Source organism: Dysgonomonas sp. BGC7 (genome assembly GCF_001261735.1).
Lineage (GTDB): Bacteria > Bacteroidota > Bacteroidia > Bacteroidales > Dysgonomonadaceae > Dysgonomonas.
Genome location: NZ_CVRP01000019.1, coordinates 1 through 22911 on the forward strand (window position 1 = coordinate 1; position 22911 = coordinate 22911).

18 protein-coding genes and 1 tRNA gene are annotated in these 22911 nt (G+C 34.5%); 6 read left to right on the forward strand and 13 right to left on the reverse strand.

Annotated elements, in window-relative coordinates:
* Window positions 1–190 precede the first annotated feature (190 nt).
* The 4 genes from nth to BGC7_RS14915 all read right to left on the reverse strand — a co-directional run bounded on the left by nth (window position 191) and on the right by BGC7_RS14915 (window position 5128).
* Window positions 191–829: an endonuclease III gene (gene nth, locus BGC7_RS14900; protein WP_050702404.1), complete on the reverse strand. Its 639-nt coding sequence runs from the start codon at window positions 827–829 to the stop codon at window positions 191–193.
* A 70-nt stretch (window positions 830–899) separates the two neighbouring features.
* Entirely contained in the window at window positions 900–3011 is a 2112-nt protein-coding gene (locus tag BGC7_RS14905; RefSeq protein WP_050702405.1) for a peptidylprolyl isomerase, read from the reverse strand.
* A gap of 105 nt (window positions 3012–3116) precedes the next feature.
* Window positions 3117–3749, reverse strand: coding sequence for an LPS export ABC transporter periplasmic protein LptC (gene lptC, locus BGC7_RS14910; RefSeq protein ID WP_050702406.1), 633 nt, complete (start codon window positions 3747–3749; stop codon window positions 3117–3119).
* 95 nt (window positions 3750–3844) lie between these two features.
* Entirely contained in the window at window positions 3845–5128 is a 1284-nt protein-coding gene (locus tag BGC7_RS14915; protein ID WP_050702407.1) for an OmpP1/FadL family transporter, read from the reverse strand.
* A gap of 417 nt (window positions 5129–5545) precedes the next feature.
* Between BGC7_RS14915 and BGC7_RS14920 the strand changes: the two genes are divergently transcribed.
* Entirely contained in the window at window positions 5546–6244 is a 699-nt protein-coding gene (locus BGC7_RS14920; RefSeq protein WP_050702408.1) for an archaeosortase/exosortase family protein, read from the forward strand.
* Here BGC7_RS14920 and BGC7_RS14925 read toward each other — a convergent pair.
* The 4 genes from BGC7_RS14925 to BGC7_RS14940 form a co-directional block, all read right to left on the reverse strand.
* Window positions 6241–7407, reverse strand: coding sequence for a glycosyltransferase (locus tag BGC7_RS14925; protein ID WP_050702561.1), 1167 nt, complete (start codon window positions 7405–7407; stop codon window positions 6241–6243). The two genes, BGC7_RS14920 and BGC7_RS14925, sit on opposite strands and share 4 nt — an antisense overlap.
* 85 nt (window positions 7408–7492) lie before the next feature.
* Window positions 7493–8650: a diaminopimelate decarboxylase gene (gene lysA / locus BGC7_RS14930; RefSeq protein WP_050702409.1), complete on the reverse strand. Its 1158-nt coding sequence runs from the start codon at window positions 8648–8650 to the stop codon at window positions 7493–7495.
* A gap of 14 nt (window positions 8651–8664) precedes the next feature.
* Window positions 8665–9978 (reverse strand): aspartate kinase, encoded by a 1314-nt coding sequence (locus BGC7_RS14935; RefSeq protein WP_050702562.1) that lies wholly within the window; start codon window positions 9976–9978, stop codon window positions 8665–8667.
* Between the two features lie 189 nt (window positions 9979–10167).
* Window positions 10168–11394: an HD domain-containing protein gene (locus BGC7_RS14940; RefSeq protein ID WP_050702410.1), complete on the reverse strand. Its 1227-nt coding sequence runs from the start codon at window positions 11392–11394 to the stop codon at window positions 10168–10170.
* Between the two features lie 338 nt (window positions 11395–11732).
* Between BGC7_RS14940 and BGC7_RS14945 the strand changes: the two genes are divergently transcribed.
* A complete protein-coding gene (locus tag BGC7_RS14945; RefSeq protein ID WP_050702411.1) occupies window positions 11733–12578 on the forward strand; it encodes a TerC family protein in 846 nt (281 codons plus the stop codon).
* A gap of 78 nt (window positions 12579–12656) precedes the next feature.
* Here BGC7_RS14945 and BGC7_RS14950 read toward each other — a convergent pair whose 3' ends face one another.
* The 3 genes from BGC7_RS14950 to BGC7_RS14960 form a co-directional block, all read right to left on the reverse strand.
* Window positions 12657–13052 (reverse strand): DUF1398 domain-containing protein, encoded by a 396-nt coding sequence (locus BGC7_RS14950; protein WP_050702412.1) that lies wholly within the window; start codon window positions 13050–13052, stop codon window positions 12657–12659.
* A 342-nt stretch (window positions 13053–13394) separates the two neighbouring features.
* Window positions 13395–13466: transfer RNA gene (locus BGC7_RS14955), tRNA-Met, on the reverse strand.
* Between the two features lie 125 nt (window positions 13467–13591).
* On the reverse strand, window positions 13592–15076 hold the full coding sequence (locus tag BGC7_RS14960) for a DUF3078 domain-containing protein (RefSeq protein WP_050702413.1): 1485 nt from the start codon (window positions 15074–15076) through the stop codon (window positions 13592–13594).
* A gap of 272 nt (window positions 15077–15348) precedes the next feature.
* On the opposite strand from BGC7_RS14960, the gene aroC reads away from it, so the two are divergent.
* Window positions 15349–16425: a chorismate synthase gene (aroC, locus tag BGC7_RS14965; protein ID WP_050702414.1), complete on the forward strand. Its 1077-nt coding sequence runs from the start codon at window positions 15349–15351 to the stop codon at window positions 16423–16425.
* A 75-nt stretch (window positions 16426–16500) separates the two neighbouring features.
* Here aroC and BGC7_RS14970 read toward each other — a convergent pair whose 3' ends face one another.
* Together BGC7_RS14970 and BGC7_RS14975 are read right to left on the reverse strand one after the other, a co-directional pair.
* Window positions 16501–17802, reverse strand: coding sequence for a mechanosensitive ion channel family protein (locus tag BGC7_RS14970; RefSeq protein WP_050702415.1), 1302 nt, complete (start codon window positions 17800–17802; stop codon window positions 16501–16503).
* Between the two features lie 218 nt (window positions 17803–18020).
* Complete coding sequence (locus tag BGC7_RS14975; RefSeq protein ID WP_050702416.1) at window positions 18021–18374, reverse strand: hypothetical protein; 354 nt, start codon at window positions 18372–18374, stop codon at window positions 18021–18023.
* Between the two features lie 186 nt (window positions 18375–18560).
* Here BGC7_RS14975 and BGC7_RS14980 point away from each other — a divergent pair, with 186 nt between their 5' ends.
* The 3 genes from BGC7_RS14980 (at window position 18561) to BGC7_RS14990 (ending at window position 22739) form a co-directional block, all read left to right on the forward strand.
* Window positions 18561–18956 carry a diacylglycerol kinase gene (locus BGC7_RS14980; protein WP_050702417.1) on the forward strand — a complete coding sequence of 132 codons (396 nt, stop codon included), beginning with the start codon at window positions 18561–18563 and terminating at the stop codon, window positions 18954–18956.
* A 16-nt stretch (window positions 18957–18972) separates the two neighbouring features.
* Entirely contained in the window at window positions 18973–19830 is an 858-nt protein-coding gene (locus BGC7_RS14985) for an endonuclease/exonuclease/phosphatase family protein (protein WP_050702418.1), read from the forward strand.
* 101 nt (window positions 19831–19931) lie between these two features.
* Complete coding sequence (locus BGC7_RS14990; protein ID WP_050702419.1) at window positions 19932–22739, forward strand: M16 family metallopeptidase; 2808 nt, start codon at window positions 19932–19934, stop codon at window positions 22737–22739.
* The last annotated feature ends 172 nt before the right edge of the window (window positions 22740–22911 follow it).

Consider the following 22911-nt stretch of genomic DNA (forward strand, 5'->3'; position numbering starts at 1 on the left):
CAAAGCGGGTGCAAAGATAAACACAATTATTCACCAATTCCAAATATTATCCAAACTATTTTTAATCTTTTTTCCAACCATCCAAACAATATACTATAAATGAACAACTTTCAAAACAAAAAAAATTTAATACAGACTGATGAAGTCAGGCGAGGAACGTTAATTCCAACTTCAATTAATTATAAAATAATTAATGATGGTTTAAAAAATATTTGCAGTATGCAACTAAACCACACTCTTCACACTTCGGTTTTCGAGCTTGACAAATATACCTACCATGCAAGATCAACCAATGATGAGCTCGCGAAAGATATTTCTGAGGTATATATTTTACAAGCTCTTTCTCTGTTTGTTCCGGATTTTTCGAATTATCTGTCAATCCGATTCTATTAGCTACACGAAATACATGCGTATCAACAGGCATAGCAGGCTTACCGAAAGCCACAATAAGCATCACATTTGCCGTTTTGCGACCAACACCAGGTATAGACTCCAACTCCTCCAATGTATCCGGAATTTGCCCCTTAAAATCGCTCATAACCTTCTTAGCCATACCAATAAGGTTCTTTGCTTTGTTATTTGGATATGAAATGCTTTTTATATACTCATATACTTCATCCTGAGATGAAGCTGCCATAACCTCCGGTACAGGAAAAGCTTTAAACAAAGCAGGTGTTACCATATTTACTCGTTTATCTGTACACTGAGCAGAAAGGATTACTGCTATAAGGAGGTGAAAAGGGTTGTCGTAATGCAACTCTGTCTCTGCTTGAGGCATTTGAAGTTCAAACCACTCTATTACTTTTTTGTATCGTTCTTTTTTTGTCATAAAGGATGCTTAAAAAACAAGTCCCTTACAGAGTGTGCTGTAAGGGACTTTAAATATAGTAAAAAAATAATTACCAAAATTTCACTCTGTTATCTTCTACATTCATTTTTTGTCTTAAAACACTTAAGGCCTGAGACATTGTTTGATAGAAGTTGTTTTGTTTTATACCCTCTTTTGTTTGCTGTGAATTAAATTCTTTCGAATCCGTTTCTTTAGCAGCAAGGCTTAATACATAAACCCCCATCTTCCCCTTCTGCGGAGACTCTAGTTTATTAATTTGTCCGGTTTTAGAAAATACATTCATTATCGGTTCATATCCAATACCTGATATTGTATTAGTTTGGAAGGTAACAAATTTAACAGTATCTACCTTTCCTGAAACTGCTTCGGCGCATGCTTCTAATGAATTCAGATTTTTAGATTTAAGATCTGCAATTATCTTTTCAGCTTTTTTATCATTAATCAACTCTGCCTTCAAAGCCGAAGACACTTCAGACATTGGCATATAATCACCTTTAATCTCAGACTTGATAATAGCAATGATACGCTTATCAGAAGCCTCAAACTTATGGATAGTTCCCACTTTATTATTAAATGCCCAATGAATAACCTGACGTGTCCCAGTTGCTTGTCCCAAAGCCATTTCTGATGGTGATAATATCGCATTAGATACTACACTATAACCTTTAGCTTGTGCAGCATTATCGAAAGTCTCAGTATTACTGTTTTCTGAAACAAACTGATTTAATTCATTATCTAATAAATTCTGAGTTTTATCACTTACTATTACAGGCATTTGGATAACTGCCAATTTCACTTTCGACACAGGTTTTGTTTTTTCCTGAATACGAATCAATTGAGTGATGCCTCCTATATTTAGTTTCAATACGTCTCCTACTGATGCAGCAAAACATTCTTTTCCGATACCAGCACTAGATAACATCATTTCTGTCATCCACCCTAGTTCACCTCCATTAGAGCCAGGCATAACTTCATTAGCCACTGTTGCAAAATCTTTACCTCCTTTGACAACAGATAGCAAACTATCTGCTAAATGAGTGGAAGAAGCTAAATCAAGTCCTTGAGGCATAGGGATAATCTGTAATTTTACAGAATCTGCTGCAACTGTTTTGTCAACAAGTTTATACATTATATATGCTTGTCCGTTACGGGCAGGGCCGTATACTTCGCCTATAGAAGCAGACTGAGCAAAGCTTCTTGTATCAGCAGGAAGAGTAGATGCTGATGCAAATGCATCAACATATGGCACTGCAGAATATTCACTAACCAGCGTCGCAGGATTTTCTGCTGTTACAAGTTTTTCATGAACTGCATTCATTTCATTTTCTACTACAGCAAAATCTTCATCGCTAGGTACAACTTCTTTTATAAAATATGATACTTTACGAAGCTCTGTTTCTAGCTTATAGTTACTTTTACGTAAATCGTATAAAGCTTTAATTTCCTTATTATCTACTTGTACTGTAGAATCGGAAATAGAAGAATATCTCTGAACTACATATGCTATATCTGCTATATTTTTAGAGTCTTCGTATACAGCTTTAGCCTCAGTATTACTTGCCAAAAGAGAACCGGCAACAAGAGATGAATACTTTTCTTCTAAACGCTGATATTTCATCATATTTTGAATAAAAGACCAAACCTCTCTATTTGCTACAATCTGAGCGGCTTGTTGTTCCGGTAATGTTTTCGGATCAAGATTTATATTAGATAAAAACTGATTCAAGCCATCTCTGTCTATCTGACCAGTTTGAGGGTTTCCGAAAATCTGAAACAATACAGGGCTCAGATTCTGAGTCTGGCCATATACCATATCTTCAAGTTCTTGTTTTGTAACCGTTAAGCCTAATTTATCACACTCTTCATCGAGCATTATTTCTTTTACCATTTGCTGATAAACTAACTCTCGAATTTGAGAAGAAGCAAACTCATCTAAAGAATTCTGTCCAGACATTGACTTCTGGAAGCTTTCCCATTCGGTTATTCTTTTTGCATATTCACCTGTTGTAACAACTGTCCCGTTCACAACAAAGGCTTTATCTCTCATTTTATTAACAAATGTCGTCACTTCGCCCCAAGGGATTACGAAAGCCAACAGTCCTACAGCAATTATACCTACCAACAGACTGGATTTGCTTCTGATTTTCTGTAATGCAGCCATCTAAAAAATTATTAATACTTTATATTTTGTTTTCTAATTTACTTAAAACATATTCAGGGCACGAAGATAATAAATAGAGATTAAATTTCGTTCATAATTGAACAACTATTCTTTTTTTTCTTTTCCGGCCTCTTCTCCCTCTTTATTTTCATTTACATATATAACTGTTTTCCCTGCAGGAGTATCTCCTACATCCTTAAATTCGTATTCCGTCATCTGCTGATTAGCTTCAAACCCACCTTTGCCTCGAAGCATACCTTTTTCAGGACGATTGATCTCTACAAACTTATCCGAATAGATCTTCTCTTTCTGCTGATCCCAATATAGCTCATCGCTTGAAAAGGTTTCATTCAATATATTACGAACAAACACATTCCCTTTTAATCTCCACAGTTTACGTCTTGAGAAATTCCACGCAGTATCAGCTTTCACTGTCACCACAACATGGAATGAGGTATCAAATTGCTCTAAATAAACTTTATCGGGAAAATAAGAATATGGATCTTTTGCCTGATCAAAGATCTCCCATGTTTTAGTTATTACTTTATACCTGATCATTCCTGAATCGGAAATCAGCATAGTTACACTATCTGTATTAATTGTAGGGACTGTTTCCGGATCGAACTTAAGATTAACAGAAGATTTTGTTTCTTGACCACAAGAAGCAAATATAAATGGTATGGAAAACATTAGCAATACCATTCCGAATAAACATATTTTCCGTTGTACCGATTTCATTATTTACTAGATCTCCGACATTTATCTCCAATCTTATCTAAAAAACTAAGCCTCAATTTCAGAAATTGAGGTTGTTTGTTTTATTTAGTTTTTGTTTATTCTGCTTTGCGTCGGAAGAACCAGAACTCATTGATATTAACATTTAAAGATATACCAAAATATTCCTCATTAACCATATTACTCAATTTCGGTTTAAGTTTCTTATACTCGAAATTAAGATTTATATATGAAACTCTTTGTCCTAAATTATCCTTAATAGGCAGACCAAATCCCAATGTGGCACCATATTCTTTATAACCATCAATATTATTTCCGGCTTTAACATTCATATATGAATTGCTATAATTAAGCCCTCCTCTGAATTTTATTTTCTTAAAGAAACTTCTGTCATAAGGATCGATCATATACTCGGCTCCTATATTATATTTCCACCTATCATTAAAACGATTTGAATTATCTAAACCATCATTCATGTATGCAGGAAATTTCACATCAGACCATCTCTGATATGTAGCATCTGCACCCCAGACTAATTTATTACCATGAGCCATTGTAAAACCTAACCCGTATGTATCAGGAATACCAGCATCTATACTATTGTGTCTGGTAGTATCACCCAACACAGTCGATGCTATATCATAATGCATATTTACGTAGTCAGCTTTAGAGTTAATCTTAGGAGAATATACTGCACCTATTGTAAGCTTCTTTGTTTTAGACAATGGCAATTCATATTGTATCCCTAAATCGAATTGGGCAGCCTTAATGGATAGTTCTGTAACATCTACAGATGAATATGCAGGACTCACTAATGTTAGATTTTTATTATACTCGAGTGTACCAAATAGATAAGAAACATTAGCTCCAACGGATAATCCTTTCAACGGTGTAGAATATCCTATACCAGCATATACCTGACTAAGCCCGCCTGTTCCTGAGAAAGACTGACTATTAGGCACCGGTCCACTGGTATCACTTGTGCCAAATTTATAACCTAAAGACGAAAAAGGAAGAACTCCAAAACTGAACCCCAATCCCTTCTTTAAAGGCACTAACATTGTAATATAATCAAGTCCTCCTGTTGTTTTATTCTCCGAACCGCTTGCGTCACTCATTTTGCCAAATGTAGCAGAAACACCTATATCGAATAGAAAAGTAAGAGAGTCTACCCTGGAATATGAAGCAGGATTTAAAGGATTAGCACTTTGGCTATTCCTTAACCCGTAGCCTATTCCCCCCATCGATTTTGACGGGCCTACAGCTTTGTCTCTCAATACACCGTAACCATATCTACTATAAGGTGAATCTGTTTGTGCACTCAATGAGCCTATTACAGAAGCCAATAAGGCTATAAAAAGAAGTTTCTTGATCTTTAACATTATAATTTTATATACGGTTTAAATCCTTTTCCAGACATCAACATATTCTTATTTGCACAATCCTTGTACTCTTAAGTATTTATTGGCGTCTCACCTAACTATAAACAAAAAAAACAAAGAATTATTATTTATAAAATAAAAAACTTACACATCCTTCATTCTTAGCTGAATCCAACAATTATTATTATTATTTGTCCAGAATATTCTTAGCCAACAGTTTATGCTTTATCAAAACAGCATTGTATTATCACATATATTAATATTTTACCTGCGACAACCATATAAACTGTATAAATCTGTGCAAAGTAAATTAAAAAAACTCAGTAAACCGACTATTTGCGTAAAATGTCATATTTTTTTTCTCCTCAAAAGATTAATTTACCTTATTTTCATATCTTTGTGTTCGCTTTTAATTTAATGAATACAATAATAGAAAAAAGCAAAAAGACCTTTGGGGAGCAATTAAAACCATTCAGAAACATTGTATGGTTTTTATGTCTGTTTCTCATATTCGAATTTCTTTGGAAACTATGTGTACACCAAGGCGAAGATGAAAGAGTACTCTTGATATTGGGCAAGGACCTTACCTCTTATACCGAAGGCATTAATCATTGGACTGCAGAAACTGTTTACTGGGTTTTACACAATCTATTGGGATATAAAGATTTCCATTTAATCAACGGAATAACTCTCTATTTCGAAGGTTCTATCCAAATAGATATTATATGGGGCTGCACAGGACTGAAACAGCTATTCATGTTTTCGTTCATAATGCTATTCTACTTTGGACCCAGAAAAAAGAAATTGTGGTACATTCCTCTATCTTTGATAATATTGGTGATAATAAATATAGTAAGACTTGCTATTATATTTATCATAATTAAGAACCCCTACCCCGATTGGTTTATCCCCCTTAATGAATGGTACAACAATCGCATTTGGGAAAACACAAAAGAATGTTACCTTGTTTTTTACAAAGACTGGTTCAACATATTCCATCGCGATGTATTTAAGTGGATATACTACGATGGAGTTATCTTTTTATTGTGGTTGATATGGGAAGAGAAGATAAGAAAAGCTGACAGTAAAAAAAGATCTGTAAAAGAATCTGATTAGTGCCACCCTCTTCTATGCCTTGTTCTGAAGTTCATATTATAGATAGGTTGTAATATATCTAATAGAAGCAAGGAAAAATAAAATTTCCCTGAACAGAAATATTTTGCAGATTTGTTCAATAAGATTAGCTGTACAATAAGCCTGAATAAAAACAGAAAAGCAAATATCCCCAGCAAAGCCCAATTTTGTAATATTACACTATAACCCATAGATATAACAGCAACAATATAAAATATATAACGCGTAGAACTCTCTATACTAAAAAAGAAAGGCGCTTTACTTTTATAAAATGATTTAGCTAATGAATATGACTTTTTAATCTGTTTCCAAACAGAAAAACGCTCTATATGTGTCTCCACAAAACTATCCTGTGATATTGCAACGACAGTATTGTCTCCATCTATTATTCGGTTTATAAACACATCTTCTGCATTCTCAGCTCCCAAACATGAAGCAAACCCCTTTCTTTCAAAGAAGAGATTCTTGCGAAACAGAATATTGCGGTATGTGCCTGTATAGCCTTTCTTCTTGATTGCACTTGATAGATATTGCAAACTGAATAATAGATTATCGAAACGAGCTACTCTATTATAAAACTTATAATTATTCTTATAAAATGAATACCCAAGCACAACATCTTTATCCTCTGCCAAACTTCCGACCATAGTCGAGATCCATTTATCGGAAACCGGTTTGGAATATGGTTCTATAAATAAAAGAATATCTCCTTTTGCGGCCTTTATACCGATAGTAAATGCAAGCTTCCTTCGTCCAAACTGAGTATCTATCGAATAACCGGGAACATAGGTATGATATAGATGAGAGTATTGAGTATTGAGTGATATCAACAATTCATCACTCTCGTCGGTTGAACCATTATTTACAACTATAACCTCATAATCCGGATAATCCTGTTCAAGGATCAATGGGAGGTTTTCTTTCAACTCATCCACTTCATTTTCCGAAGCTATAATAACCGACACCTTTGGCTTCGATGTATTTGACACATTCCCTGCCCGAACTTCTTTTTTTGCAAAAGAATACGGCTTCTTATAATATATAAAATAAAACCACATTTGTATTACAAATGACAGCAGAACTACCGATAGGCCTACTATTTCTATATCATTAAATACAAAATAAGATAATATTTGCTCAAGCATTTCGGAATTATAGATTTTGAGAGTCTGTAAAAAACTAAGAGCCATATATTCACATGACCCTTAGCGTATATATAAGTTATTAATTTCAGATTTTATCAGAATAATAAGCTTTTGGCAACTCGCGGCAATTATACTGCGATGCCATTATTTCTCCGTATGCACCTGCTGAACGCAATATGAGGATATCGCCTCTTCTCGTTTCGTTCAAAGAATAGTCTTTCACAAAAACATCCGATGACTCACAAATAGGCCCTACTACATCATATTTTGCTAAAGGAAGATCGGAAGATATATTTTCAACTTTATGATAAGCCTGATATAATGCGGGGCGTATCAGATCTGTCATACCTGCATCTAAGATAACAAAAGTCTTGGTTTCTCCACGCTTTACATAAGTAGTGCGAGTAACCAATGTTCCTGATTGACAAACAATAGAGCGACCTAATTCGAAATGAACAATCTGTCCATCTCTTAGTTTTAGATTTTTGTGGAACAATGCAAAATAATCTGCAAAATCAGGTATAGGGTTTTTATCAGGATCTTCATAGTCTATTCCAAGTCCACCACCCATATTAATATGTTCCAGCTTTATATCTTGTGCTTCAAAAAAGTCTTGTAATTCATTTACTTTCTTACATAGAGGCTCAAACACACTAATATCTTCAATCTGAGACCCTATATGAAAATGGGCACCCATTAGTTTTATATGCTTAAGTGATTTCAGTACTTCTACAACATTTTCCAGATGTTCCAGACCAAAGCCAAATTTATTCTCATTAAGCCCTGTAGTTATATATTCATGAGTATGAGCATCAACATTCGGATTGATACGTATAGCTACTTGTGCCAGTTTGCCTTTTTTTCCTGCAAGTTCATTTATTACTTCCAGCTCAGGTAATGATTCTACATTGAAACAAAAGATATTAAGATCAAGAGCCAAATTAATCTCCTTATCAGTCTTACCAACTCCTGCAAAAACAATCTTAGAGGCAGGAAATCCTGCATTTACTGCCGCTTTCACTTCATTGCCGCTTACACAATCTGCACCAAATCCTTCGGAAGCGATTAATTCCAGAATTCGCTTGTTAGCATTTGCTTTAATGGCATAGTGCTGTATAAAACCATATTTTTTTGTTTCTTCCTTTACTATTTTTAGAGTTTTTTTCAGCAACTCCATATCATAATAGTAAAAAGGAGTTTCTATACCTTTTAGTTTATCAACAGGAAAATTTCCTTTTGTCATTGGATATCTTTAAATTAATTAAACAATTTATCATTTAATATTTGTAATGTTCTCTCTTTATCTGCTCGTTGTATCAAAAACGAAAAATTGTATTTACTGCCTCCATAAGAGATCATTTTCACAGATATGCCCTTTACGGCGTTCAATATATTAGAAGCAAAACTAGCATCATCAGACTCTAAGTCTCCTATAACAGAAATAATAACCATATCGGTATCTGTAGACACTGTTCCATATTTCTTAAGATCATTTACAATGAGATCAAGGTTCTTATTATCGTCAATTGTAAGAGAAATACCTATTTCGGACGTGGCTAACATATCTATGGCTGTTTGGTAATTCTCGAATACTTCTGTAACCCGGCGTAAAAACCCATGAGCTAAAAGCATTTTTCCGGATTTTATTTTAATAGCTGTCAGATTATCTTTAGCTGCTACAGCTTTTATAGCGCGTGCTTCTGTATTATTAGATATAACAGTTCCTATAGCATCCGGATATTCTGTATTCTTTAGGCAAACTGGTATATTGGCCAATTTGGCAGGAAGAATGCTAGACGGATGCAATATTTTAATTCCAAAATAAGCAAGTTCGGCTGCTTCGTCAAAATTTAGCTGTGGTATTGCCTTAGTTCCTTTTACATAGCGGGGATCATTATTCTGCATAGCATCTACGTCTGCCCATATCTGTATTTCTTCGGCATTCACAGCAACTCCTATCAGAGAGGCAGTATAGTCACTTCCACCCTTACGAAGATCATCTATCTCTCCGTATGCACTACGTGTAATATAACCTTGAGTAATATATAAGTCAGCATCCTTTACTGTAGCTAATGTTGACATCAACTTTTCTTTAATATAAACTGGATCAGGAGTACTGTTTTTATCCGTACGCATAAAGTCCAAAGCCGGAATAAGAGCGACTTTTACTTTTTGTTCCAGCAGATACAGATAGAACAATTCCGAACTGATCAATTCGGACTGAGCCATCACCACTCGCTCTTCGAAAAGAGTAAAAAGGTCTTTTGTGAAAGTTCTTATATAATCGAATTTGGTTGTAATAACAGCTTCTGCTTGTTGCTTAAAATTTGCATCAGAAAAAAGAGATGAGATAAGCTCTCTATATTGTTTCTCCAGTTTATTTATTATTTCAACAGCTCCTTCTTGATTCTTCTTATATAGGTAGTCAGAAACTTCGGTCAAAGCCTCAGCCGTACCACGCATCGATGATAAAACTATAATATTGTTAGAACCGTTCTTTACTATAGTTCCTACATTCTTTATTTTTTCTGCTGTAGCTATAGAAGCACTACCAAATTTAAGAATCTTCATATTCATCTATATTTAAGTCTGACGAGATGCAAAAATACAAAAAAATTGAGCATAATTTTCAGATTAATACATATATTTAAAATCATATAGTATTTTTACTAAATAAAACAGCAGACAATTACTTAATGTTTTCAATATCCTATATTTGAGAATTTCACTTTTTTTCTTTTAGTCCTATAAAGTACTAAATTAAAGTCTCAGGTAAGCAAAATAGTGTTTCTCTACTTTCTTCGACAACAGTTGAATATTCAACATATCAGATGCCTCTGATATATCTTTTATTGTACCATCATTATAAAGAATATCAATACTATCATCTACTTCATTATACATATTAGTATAGACAAGATCGGAAGAATAAAAATATGATGCCTCATCTTCCGTTATACCGAATTGTCGTTTATACAAATCAACATATTCATTTATCTGGTTCTGAGACATAGGTTCATTAGCTATTTCTATTTTAAACAGCTTTCTATTTATAAGACAAGAACTCAATTTCGACAACACAACATCTGTATTATCAGTCCAGACTTTCATCGCACACCAAATATCATTATCATCCAGATTTACAAAATGCCGGAGAACTTCTTCTTTATGCGTTACAAAGAAATTTTTCTCTATTTCATTCTCAAGAAAATACAACAAGGATGGGGAAGCGAAAATAGTTAGGCCCTTCCCTTTCAAAAACTTTGCCCTTGCCAATGTACTTATCATCATTTTCTCGGCTGCAACAGCAGTCTTATGCAGATAGACTTGCCAATACATAAGCCGACGAGACATCAAAAAATTCTCAATAGAATAGATACCTTTCGCTTCTACGACAAGCCTGTCGTTCCGCAAGTCGAGCATTTTAATAATACGAGCCGAACCTATATTTCCTTCTGTTACTCCTGTAAAGAAACTATCACGACGAAGATAATCTAAACGATCCACATCTAATTGTCCACTAACCAACTGATGTAAAAATCGCTTAGGGTATTCATCTTTAAATATAGATATACAAATATCCAGTTCTCCATTCATTTCTTTATTCAGGGATTCCATCAGAGCCAAAGACAGCTCTTCATGGTGTATACCATTCATAAGCGTATGCTCCAGAACATGGGAGAACGGTCCATGTCCTACATCGTGAAGAAGAATGCAAGCCATAGCCCCATTAGCCTCTTCGATGGTAATATCGTGCCCTTTACTTCGCAGATTGTTTATAGCTTCATTCATCAGATACATAGCTCCAATAGAATGATGAAGACGTGTATGTTGCGCACCCGGATATACAAAAGAAGCTAAGCCCAATTGCTTTATACGGTTTAAACGTTGAAGATATGGATGTTGAATAAGATCGTATAAGAAACTGTTTGGTATAGTAATAAAACCAAAGACAGGATCATTTATAATTTTCTTCTTTATGCTCATATAGATTTAGTGCAAATTACTTAATAACAAAGGTACTCATAAAAACATTAAACTTTACATGAACTATATCGGGGAGAGAAATGTTTTCTTAAATATTGAGGACATATTCTAATTAAACAAAAAGAAAATTAAAATTGGATTTTTGAATAAAATGAATAATTATCTTTGTATCAATTATTAGATAATGAGAGACAAATTTAAAAAGATTCTTTTAAGAATCGAGTACCTTTTAAGAATAAGGAGAACTGATCGCAATACTGTTATCAAAGAATATTTAGAAAAAAAGGGATAATCTCCACACGTGACAATTTCTTTATTAATTTTGTCACCAAAAACAAATGGAAATTCTAGAAACCTTTCTTTTGCCAAGTGCCTGGATAGCTCTTCTCACTCTGGCTTTTCTCGAAATAGTATTGGGGATAGACAATATCGTTTTTCTGTCTATCATGTCATCCAAACTTCCCGCAAAGGAGCAGCCTAAGGCCAGAACCATTGGGTTGTTGCTTGCCATGCTTTTTAGAATTCTTCTTTTATTCTGCATATCATGGTTAATGAAACTCACCAAACCAATAATATCTTTTGACACTACTTGGTTAGACGGCTCTATATCCGGACAAAGTATTATTATTGGCATCGGAGGATTATTTCTCCTCTATAAGAGTGTAACAGAAATACATCACAAACTGGAAGGGGAGAGCGATTCTGTACAAGGCAAGTCTAAAACAGGCTTTATTGGAGTCATCGTTCAAATTGTAGCATTAGATATTGTTTTTTCTTTCGATAGCGTACTCACAGCAGTAGGGCTTGTCAGTTTCAACGAATTCGGATATGTCGGAGCTATGACAATAATGGTTACAGCAGTTATAGTTGCTGTACTAATTATGTTATTATTTTCGGGGCCTGTAAGTAAATTCGTAAATGAACATCCAACTATACAGATGCTCGGGTTATCATTTCTGATACTTATTGGTGTTATGTTGCTCGTGGAGTCGGCACATCTATCGCAGATCTCCTTCTTTGGAAATACAGTAGGAGAAATTCCTAAAGGATATATATATTTTGCCATTGCATTTTCTCTATTAGTTGAATTCCTAAATATGAAACTACGTAAAAAATCAAGTCCGGTTAAATTAAAGGACTCTGAACTAATAGAGGAAGATAAAAATAATATATCTCAAGAATAGTATTAAAACCTATAATTGAAGAATAAAGTAAAAGACAGTTTATAAATAAACTGTCTTTTTATATTTTATTTAATAATTTTATATAGGTATCTCTTCTCTTAGAATAATATTATTTGAGCTATCATAATAAGTACAAGTTTTATTAAATATATCAACTTTCCATCTATAAATACCTGCCTCCGCAGAATTTTTACAAAAAGTCTGATAATCAGTTCCACCTTGTTGATGAATCTTTAAATAATCTTTAAACCTATTACTATTCGTTTCCGATGAAATGTATAACTCCGAATATTCAGCTTCTGAAAATATAACACAATCTTCTTTCCCTTTATACTCTGCATGTCCATCATAGACATAGACATAGATACTATATTCCAATATACCGAGTGAGAATAACTCCTTTATATATTGAGGAAAATCAGCCCCACTTTCCATTTTCGTATGAGATTTTTTTATTTGATCTAGTGTAAACATATAATTTTAATATATATGTAAATATAACAACAAGTCCAAATGCAATGTTTAAGAAAGTTACTATTAATTGTTTATATCTTTTTGCTCTTGCCTAAATTATATTCCTTGTCGTGGACAAGATTATATAATAGTAAGAAATAACTTATCAGGAGTTAATTGAGAAGTTCAAAGAACTAAAAAATGATTTTTTTGAAATAAATCCATGACAAAAAATTCTAAGAATTAATATGTGCCCAATTATTATATATCATTAAAATGGAAAAGAGAAAGTTGTTCGTGATTTAATCGAGTATTATAATCAAAACTAAAAAAGCAACCACCTATGTGATTGCTTTTTCTCAGTTGCGGAAGCTGGATTCGAACCAACGACCTCCAGGTTATGAGCCTGGCGAGCTACCACTGCTCCATCCCGCGATATTGTGAGTGCAAAAGTATGTAATTTATTATTACCCTCCAAATAAATACAGAATAATAACACATTTAATTTCATAAAGGGCACTAACTATTATATTACAAAGACGTTACACGAACACTTTTTTTTACCAAGTATATGTCAAACCAAAACGTAACATTTCATTATACATGAAATAGCCCCATTTATCATCTTTCTTGCTAGGAGGTACTCCATCATCATACTTCACATACAAGTATAGAGTTGTAGACAAATATCTGTTAAGAGCAAAGTTAAAAGCATTCTCACACTCCACATATATTTTTTCATAATTAGTAAAGTATTTAATACGGGAGGTAAAGCTTGTATATCTGTTTCTATTATATGATAGATTCACATTAAATGTAGAACCATAATCAAGTTTATCTTTATAATTCTTCTCAACACCAAACATAGTTACATCAACTCCCTCATCACCTACATATTTATAATTGAGTGACAAGACTGATAAATCTGCCGAAATTTTAAATTTTCTATATTTATCAACTTTAGATGTAGTTTCTGAAGCATAACGCATACCGACCCCGAGATTTAACTCGAAAGGAGAGAATATTGCTCGCTGTTTTTTCTTATTTACATCGTTTACCTTATATTTATTCAATAAAGGCGTCTTCATTTCAAGGTTAGACGAATAAGACCATTTCTTAAAGGCATCTATACTAAATGTACTGTATGTTCTCAGGTAATCATCTATTATATTCACACTATTCACACTATCAGCAGGAGTCTGTTGTAGATTCAGACGCCATTCTATCAAGTTGTTAAACGATACTTTTTTCTTCTTATAATTAAAAGTGAATTTTTGATTACTATAAAGGTTAAAGTTATTGTCACTCCCCCAATTGTCCGAAAAATTATTCTGAGATAATTGCAACACATGCTCTCCGTTCTTGATCCAGTAAACAGATCTTATTTGCACCTTTTCTATTTCCGGCCGATTAAAGTCTACTGCATTGTCAGCAGAAATAAGCTCTTTGAAAGGATTTTTTGCTTCTACAACCTCTTCCCTTATTACCGGCGAACCTTTGAAAGTAAGAGCATTCAGTCGTACCTTCTGAGGATTATTCATGTAGTACATCCTTCTCATATTCTCCGTATGCTCTACCCTGTCCAATATAGGAGCAAATGTACTATCAGGAGAAATCAAGTGAAAATCTTTAGATTGAGCAGAAGAAACATCTTTAGGCAGAAAATCCAGTTTTGAAGGTAATATATTCCCATCAAATACCACAGGCAAGAAGATTGGCTCAAAGATTATTGTATCTCGAAAAGTCACATCATTAGAGAAAGGTGTCCACTCTGGCTCCAATACCAACAAACCATTTTCGTCGCGCAAAGGTTCTAGATTTGCTGCATGAATGATGTTTGCATAAGCTGTATCTATCTTTAGCGGAGCAGAGAAACCTTTTGTAGTATCCTTCACCGTCACTTCTCTAACTCGAGAGGTAATATCTGTTATCTTATTTAAAAGATTATTTTTCTTCGTATTGCTATCATGTGTTTTCTGAGCATTTAACGATACAAAAACAAACATGAATATTGTAATACTAAAATAAATTCTTAATAGCCTCATCTTACTTAACTTTTTCAACAAAAGGATATTTAATTGTCTTAAATAAGTTGCAAATTTAGCAATTTAATCTTAAAATTCATTTTAAATTATATTAAATGCCTCAATAGCAAAATCTCTTAATAGAAACAAAATCACATTTTATATCAGGTTAATTTTTTATGCCTATACAACTTTTGAATAATTTGATGTAATTTTGTAATATAGATATAGATAAAAAATAAGAGAAATGATTTTTTATGACACAAAGTCTCTTTTAATTTAAAGATCAAAAGATGAATACATTTGGCAATATTTTTAGGCTTACATCCTATGGCGAATCACACGGTGCAGCAATAGGCGGTGTTATTGACGGATGTCCGGCCGGAATCACCATAGATATGGAATTTATACAAAGCGAACTTAATCGCCGACGTCCGGGGCAATCGAAAATAACAACTCCCCGCAAAGAAGCAGATGAAGTAGAGTTTCTGTCGGGTATATACGAAGGAAAGACTACCGGTACTCCGATAGGATTTATGATAAGAAACGGTAACCAACACTCTTCCGACTACGACAATCTAAAAGATATATATCGTCCATCACATGCCGACTACACCTATAGTCAAAAATACGGCATACGTGACCACAGGGGCGGAGGACGTTCCTCTGCACGCGAAACAATAGCACGATGTGTAGGAGGAGCTTTAGCCAAACTCGCCCTAAAGGAGATAGGTGTCGACATAACTGCATTTGCCTCGCAAATAGCAGATATAAAGCTAGACAAAGCATATACCGAATACGATCTATCCCTTATAGAATCTACACCTGTACGCTGTCCCGATCCCCAAAAAGCTGCTGAGATGATATCGCTCATAGAGGAGGTGAAATCGAAAGGCGACACCATCGGCGGAGTTATAACATGCGTTGTAAAAGGAACGCCTGTAGGCTTGGGAGAACCCGTCTTCGGGAAACTACATGCTGCACTAGGCAATGCCATGTTGAGCATAAACGCTGTGAAAGGATTTGAATATGGAGATGGCTTTGATGTAAACCATAGAGGATCGGAAGTAAATGATGTATTCTACAACGACAATGGAAAAATAGCTACACAGACCAATCACTCGGGAGGAATACAAGGCGGAATATCCAACGGACAGGATATATATTTCCGTGTAGCATTTAAGCCCGTGGCAACCATACTAATGCATCAGCAAACAGTAACAAAAGAAGGTGAAGCCACAGATCTAAAAGCCAGGGGACGCCACGACGCTTGTGTACTGCCTCGTGCTGTACCTATAGTAGAAGCTATGGCAGCAATGACTATACTCGACTTTTTCCTGTTAAGTAAAATAAATAAAGCATTTTTATAAGAATAAAAACAAGATAAAAGAAAGGCTTCGGAACTATTTACACCGAAGCCTTCTTTATTCTCATCTCAAGCTTATTTAGTTATCTAAAACTTTACGTTCTCTTAAATACACATCATACTTATCGCTACCCGAGCACTCCTCATAGATTTTAAGATCAAAGAATTTAACAACACTGATCAAGTGATTTATTATTTCCGACAAAATAATTTCATATTCAGCCCATACCGTAGTATCTGTAAATGTATAAATCTCTATAGGTAAACCTTGTGCCGTAGGAGCTAGCTGACGAACAAGCAATGTGAGATTTTTATTGATCTTCGGATGATTGCGAAGATAATGGATTCCATACTGCAAGAAAAGATCATTATTAGTTATGCTATGCACATTGAGAGGAATATCGCTATCTCCCTGTTTATTGAGTTTTGCATATTCTGTCTCCTTTCGTTTGATATACTCCCCTAGCCCATCTATTTGTTTATATCTGTCTAGTTCTTCGCTTGTCAAAAAACGTATTGTATCATGTTTTATATTCAATGCTCTCTTAAATCGCCTACCTCCCGTTTCCTTCATACCTCGCCAGTTTTGGAACGAATCGGAAATTAAAGAATAAGTAGGAATAGTAGTTATAGTTTTATCAAAGTTCCGTATTTTCACTGTTGTAAGATTTATTTCTTCCACATCTCCGTCTGCTCCATATTTATTCATTGTTATCCAATCCCCGATTTGCACCATATTGTTTGCCGTAACCTGAATACTACCGACAAAGCCTTTGATAGAATCCTGAAAAACCAACATCATTATAGCCGAAGCCGCACCCATAGCAGCAAAAAATGCTGTAGCCGATTTACCGGTAAGAATAGAATAAATAATAACAGCTCCGAAGATAAAAAAGATAATATATATTACCTGAATATAGCTTTTCATCGGTTTGTTCTTAAAGGCAGGCTTTTCCTGTAACACATCGGCTAGTGATTTAACAACCGACATCACAATCCATATAACCATGAAGACCATATAAATGTCTGTCAACTTTATCAGAGGAGACACAAAACTAGAAAAATCATAAAACACAACAGGTATAGAACCTCTTACAAAAGAATATGGTATAATCATTGTAAGATAATAAGGCAACTTATTCTTTATTGTATAGTCAAAAAAAGACAGATTAGTTATTTTTGCCAAACGTTTCATTGCATAGCTCAATATTCTTTTGAACGAAAATTGTAGAGCATACACTATAGCAACGACCAGTACCAATAAAACGATTAAGTATGTATATTCTACCCCCTGCTCGGGCACTCCCAGACTATGCAAGATACCACGTATCCATTTAGCTACTGAAATCGTTAATGAATCTAATTCAATTTGAGTATTCATATTATATTATATATTTGTTATATTATATATTTGTTTATGTTTTCTTACCTAAATACATCATCAATTTAATAGTGAACAACTGATTACACTACTCTATCAATAAAATTTTAACTAAAACCTGACAAAGTTGTACGACTTTTACACGATTTTCTCAACTGTCCTAATCCCCAATCTGCTCGTTAAATTGGTAAATTAGTATATTAATTATAGATAAACATCTACCTTTCTTTGAATCCCTCTATACGTAAGAATATTTTATTTTTTGTAAAGAAGCAGTTCAAAGTATCGTCTATGTTATAAATACGATAACTATCCATGTATGCCCAAGTACCTTTTATATATACTTTACACAAATATGCCTCATCCGGTTTTTCTCTCTCATTTTGAGGAACCTCTTTATAAGAAAGAGCCTTCAGGTATTCTATTTTGGTAATAGTACCATTATCAGCATCTCTGTATTTTAAATGACTTTGTACCGCTTCTCCCATTTTCTCCAAATCATAATCATATGAAGAACAAGAATACGACCAAAAGCAAGATATGATTAGCATTAAAATAGCAAACTTTTTCATATACTATATTTTTAAATTTCTCAAATTTAATAAATCCGAATATGGCGAACAAAAATTGGCTTGATTTATAAAAAAATAGTTACTAAAAAAGTTTAAATACGAATCTTCATACTAAAACAGGATAGAAAATACAGTACATTTTTATACTTTAGCATACTATACGACAATTAAAAATCTCTATATAGAATGGGAAGAAAGGGGTCTGAAAAATTTTCTTTTAAGAAACGCTCAAAATCAGCCATATATGCCCTTAGCGGATTAAAGACATTATTTCTGGAAGAACATAACTCTCGCATTCATGTTGTTATCACAATTTTAGTTATCGCAGCGGGCATCCTACTCGATATATCACTTACCGAGTGGCTGGTTGTCAGCCTGCTTGTAGGTCTTGTGTTTGGGCTTGAAATAATGAACTCTGCTATAGAAAACCTTTGCGACTACATTTCGCCTCAATGGCACGAAGCCATAAAAAAGATAAAAGATCTGGCTGCCGCTGCCGTTTTCGTAGCTTCGGTTATATCTGTTATTTGTGGCGCTATTATCTTTCTTCCTAAATTATATTTATTATTTATCGCATTATAAAACATACAAATAGAAAATGAAAAAGCTAATTTATTTTATCTTAATCTCCCTGTCATTAATTTCATGCTCAGAAAAAAAACCTTTAGAAATTAATGTCATGTCTTTTAATATCCGTCTCGATCATGCGGGAGACAGCCTAAACAACTGGCAATATAGAAAGGATGTAGCCGCAGAAGTTATTAAAACTAACGATATAGATATTTTAGGAACACAGGAAGTATTGCTCAATCAGTTCAACGACTTAAAAGAACGGCTACCTGAATATACAGGTATAGGAGTTGGTCGTGAAGACGGAAAGAAAATGGGCGAATTCTGCGCTCTATTCTATAAAAAGACCAAATTTACAGAAATAAAATCAGGAAACTTCTGGCTAAGTGAAACTCCCGAAATAGCAGGCTCTAAAGGTTGGGACGCTTCATATATCCGTGTAGCTACATGGGCTATACTGAAAGATAATACTACAGGCAAACAAGTATTTGCAATTAATTCTCATCTCGACAATGATGGACTCACTGCCCGTATAGAAGGAGGTAATCTTTTATTAAAGAAAGCAATGGAGTTGGGAAAAGGATTACCCATCATATTGACAGGCGACTTCAACGATACCCCCGAATCTGAAACAATAAAGAATATAACAGATTCGGCCAAAAGCGATTATTTATTAAATAGTAAAGCTGTGGCGGAATCTGTAGCAGGCACAGAATGGACATTTCACGACTTCGGACGATTACCTATGCAAGAACGTCCTCTTATCGACTACATTTTTGTAAGTAAAAATATTAGAGTCTTGAACTACAATACACTTTCTGATAAATTAGATGGTATATTTGTATCCGATCATAAACCAATAATGGCTAAAATCGAGATTAAATAGTATATTTGTAAGCCTTCGGGCTAATAGAAATCAAAACAGAATAAACAATAGGGTAAACTCTCTATACAATCCTCTAAAAAACGTTTTTAACACGATTTACTATGAGAAAATCATTTATTTTAATCGCTTTCTTTGCTTTAGCCGGTATAGTTAAGGCACAAGCCCCTGAACCCCTCCCTATCGACCCGCAAGTGAGATATGGCAAACTGCAAAATGGGCTGACATATTACATCAGACACAATGCTTATCCGGAGAAAAGAGCCGACTTTTACATTGCCCAAAAGGTTGGATCGATGCAAGAAGAAGATAATCAGGCCGGGTTGGCACACTTTCTTGAGCATATGGCCTTTAACGGAACTAAGAATTTTTCAGGTAAAAAAACAATGCTCAATTATCTGGAATCTATTGGAGTAAAGTTTGGTGCAAATGTAAATGCTTATACATCTTTTGACGAAACGGTCTATAATCTGTCAGATGTTCCGGTAGTGCGCCAGTCTATCATAGATTCTTGCTTACTGGTATTGCATGACTGGTCGGGTTTTATTGCCCTAAAAGATGAACAGATAGACGAAGAACGTTTGGTTATCAAAGAAGAATGGCGTACACGAAGCGGTGCACAATCGAGGATATGGGACAAACAGCTGCCTGTTATCTTCAAAGGAAGTAAATATGCAGAACGTATGCCTATCGGGAAGATGGAAGTTGTAGAAAACTTTCCTTACCAAACCTTACGCGATTATTATCATAAATGGTACAGACCCGACCTACAAGGAATCATAGTAGTCGGCGATATTGATGTAGACAAAATAGAAAGCCAAATAAAGTCTATGTTTGCAGATATTCCCAAGCCAGTGAATCCGGCCGAAAGAGTCTATTTCCCTGTACCCGATAATGATGCGCCAATAGTATCTATAATAACCGATCCGGAAGCAGTGAATACAATAGTAACCCTATATCTGAAACACGATATATTACCGGAACAACTAAAGAAAACCCAAGCAGAATTGTTGGTTGGTATTGGCAAATCATTAGCTTCATCTATGCTCTCTGACCGACTAAAGGAAATTTCGCAAAAAGCAGATGCTCCTTTTGCTGCATCTTATGCTTATGATGGCTCTTTCTTTGTTTCTAAAACTAAAGATGCATGGACTACTATTGCAATTAGTAAAGAAGGAAAAGTACAGGAAACATTAGCAAGCCTTATAAGAGAAAATGAACGACTTAAAAATTTTGGTTTTACAGAAGCCGAAGTTGAACGAGCTAAAGCCTCTATGCTACAGAGATATGAAAACATGTACAATAATCGGAACAAAGAACTGAACGAAAAATATGTAAACGAATATGTACAGAGTTTTACTGATGATGAAGGAATTCCGGGTATAGAATACGAATACGACTTCTTGAAACAACATGCACCCATAATCAGCGCAGACCTTATTAATGGAATGATTAAACAACTTATCAATGACAAGAATGTTGTAATCTCTGTAACAGGACCCGAAAAAGAAGGTCTGAAATATCCTACAGAAGAAGATCTCACAACGGTTTTCAATACCGTTGCTGCAGAAAAGATCACTCCATATGTGGAAACAGTATCTAACGAACCTCTTATTACAAAAATGCCAAAAGCCGGCACTATTGTAAAAACAGAAAAAGACAATACCCTAGGCACTACTTTATGGACACTATCGAACGGAATGAAGATAGCCATAAAAAAGACAGATTATAAAGATGATCAAATATTAATGACATCACAGGCATACGGAGGAACTTCTTTGATAGATGACAAGGATATTTACAATGCCAATATGGCTTCCTCAGTTCCGTCTATAGGAGGAATAGGAAATTTCAGCTCTACCGACTTAAAGAAGGTATTAGCTGGAAAATCTGCTAAAGTGAATGCTTTTATAGCCAATACAGTGCAAGGAATAAGTGGTTCTTCTAATATGAAGGACTTAGAAACACTGCTACAACTTACTTATCTGCATTTAACTGCGCCACGTAAAGACGAAGGAGCATATACTACCATGATGGATGTTGTAAAAAATCAGCTTAAGAATCTACAGAATGAGCCTTCAGCAATAATGAGAGATTCTATAATGTATAGCATGTACTCTAACAACCCTCGTATGAAAAGCATGAAATTGGAAGATGCTGAAAATTTAAATTACGACCGTATTATAGAAATCTATAAAGAGATGTTCTCCAATCCGGGTACTTTTACTTTCACTTTTGTCGGTACTATAGATGAAGATGTTTTAAAACCATTGGTAGAACAATATATGGCATCCCTCCCTGCTGGAAATATTCATATCAGATACAAAGATAGAAGTAACGAGTTTCGCAAAGGAAAATATGTTCTGGCGTTTGATCAAGAAATGAAAACTCCCAAAACTTCTGTATTCGAATTATATAGTGGAACACTTAATCGCGACCAGAAAAACCAAATCTCATTAAATGTACTAAAACAAATACTGGATATTGTATATGTACGTACAGTAAGGGAAGAGGCCGGTGGAACTTACGGCGTAGGTGTTTCAGCAGCTATCAGTCGTGTGCCTGAAGGACAAACGTCTCTACAAATGAGTTTTGATACAGATCCTGAAAGAGTGGCCACTATATCTCCTATCATAGATAGAGAACTGAAGAAAATAGCTCAAGATGGTCCTGAAGATGCTGACTTTTTGAAGGTAAAAGAATATTTAGTAAAGAAGTTCCAAGAAGATGAAAAGACAAATAACTATTGGAACAGCATTGTGAACACTAAATATTTCTACGGGGAGGATAACTATTCCAATTACCTGTCGACAGTGAATGGCTTGACTAAGGAAGACATAAAGAACCTGACTCAGAAATTAATATCACAAAACAACTTCATCGAAGTTATCATGAATCCTAAAGAAAAATAAAATAACCATTCTATCTTTTTTAAAGCTGCCGGAGTAAAACTTCGGCAGCTTTTTATTATAAAAAAGCCCTCCAGAGCCTTTTCTCGTTTACAATATCGTCACATATTCTTAACGTAAACTTAACTACACATTCCCGCAACAATCAAATCTTTAATCTTTACTTTGCAGAGAA